The following is a 1,502-nucleotide window of genomic DNA, read 5'->3' on the forward strand; positions in this document are numbered from 1 at the left end:
CTAGTTCCTCGACACAGGGATCCTGATCGATTCGTTTCAGGGTCTTCGAAGCACGGGAAGCAGCTCGGGGTCTACGAGGAGCTCGATGCTACGAGGCTGTCCGGGTTGGCGACGGATCAGCCCTTTGTGTTCCAGTTCGATAACCATGCGGTGCACGGTGGGCGGCGTGGTCTGGAAGTAGGTCTGCATGTCGGCCTCTGCCGGCGCTCTGCGGTGCAGCATGAGGTACGCGTAAATGAAGGCGAGGTACTGGCCTTGTTTTTCCGTGAATTGCGGTCGCATAGACTGGACAAACCATCGAGAATTTGATCGGCTGCCTCTTCGGAGGCATCCAATGAACGTGCGCTGGATCGTGGAACTGACGGACGAGGAACGCGCAGAGCTGCGCCATTTTATAAGCGGTGGTAGCACGCAGGTTCGCAAGGTCAAGCGGGCGCAAATCCTATTGGCTGCGGATGCGGGAACCCGCGATGGCGAGATCGCTGCGAGCGTGGCAGTCGGCACATCGACGGTCTACCGGACAAAGCAGCGATTCGTCGAAGGAGGGCTTTCGCGAGCGCTCAACGATGAGCCGAGACCCGGCGGGACCCGCAAGCTGTCGGGCAAGGAGGAAGCGCTATTGATAGCGACAACCTGTTCCGCTCCTCCAGAGGGCCGTGCAAGGTGGACGCTCGACCTGCTCGCCGGAGAAATGGTGCGCTTGACGAATCACTCATCGCTTTCAAGCGAGACCGTACGGCGTAGGCTGGCCGAGAACGAAATCAAGCCTTGGCAAAAGAAGATGTGGTGCATCCCGAAGGTCGACGCCGAATTCGTTGCACGAATGGAGGATGTGCTCGATCTATACGCGGAAATCCCCGAACCCGATACCCCGGTCGTCAGCTTTGACGAGTCGCCGGTGCAGTTGATCGGGGAAACCCGCGTTCCGATCCCAGCCCAACCCGGAACCCCTGCACGCATCGACTATGAGTACCGGCGTAACGGTACAGCCAACCTATTTGTCTTCGTCGACGCCCATAACCCCTGGCGACACGTCAAGACCACGGAGCATCGCACTTGTATCGACTTCGCCGAATGCATGCGGGACCTTGTGGACGTGCACTACCCCAATGCACGACGCATTCGCCTCGTGCTCGACAACCTGTCCATCCACAGCGCTTCCGCCCTCTACCAAGCGTTTCCACCCGACGAGGCCCGTCGAATCCTACGCAGGATCGAAATGCACTACGTACCCAAACACGCAAGCTGGCTGAACATGGTGGAGATCGAGATAGGCGTGCTCAAACAGCAGTGCCTCGCGCGACGCATCGACGATCGCGCCACCCTCAAGCGCGAGATAGCCGCGTGGCAGACGGCGCGAAACGCTGCCAAAATCGGAATCCGCTGGAGGTTCAGTGTCCAGCACGCTCGCAAGAAGATGGGGCACGCATACCCACAGCCAGCGCATCCCGCGCTGCCCGTCGCAGCGTGAAACAGTCAAGACCCCTGTGTCGAGGAACTAG

The 1,502-nt window shown here is 59.7% G+C and carries 2 protein-coding genes; one reads left to right on the forward strand and one right to left on the reverse strand.

The features are described from left to right. Positions 1 to 36 precede the first annotated feature (36 nt). A complete protein-coding gene (locus E8A74_RS51610; protein WP_136936580.1) occupies positions 37 to 282 on the reverse strand; it encodes a LexA family protein in 246 nt (81 codons plus the stop codon). Positions 283 to 334: 52 nt separating this feature from the next. Between E8A74_RS51610 and E8A74_RS51615 the strand changes: the two genes are divergently transcribed. Further along, positions 335 to 1,471, forward strand: a complete 1,137-nt coding sequence (locus tag E8A74_RS51615; RefSeq protein WP_136936581.1) for an IS630 family transposase — start codon at positions 335 to 337, stop codon at positions 1,469 to 1,471. Positions 1,472 to 1,502 lie beyond the last annotated feature (31 nt).

It is taken from the genome of Polyangium fumosum, from assembly GCF_005144585.1.
Taxonomy (GTDB): Bacteria; Myxococcota_A; Polyangia; order Polyangiales; family Polyangiaceae; genus Polyangium; species Polyangium fumosum.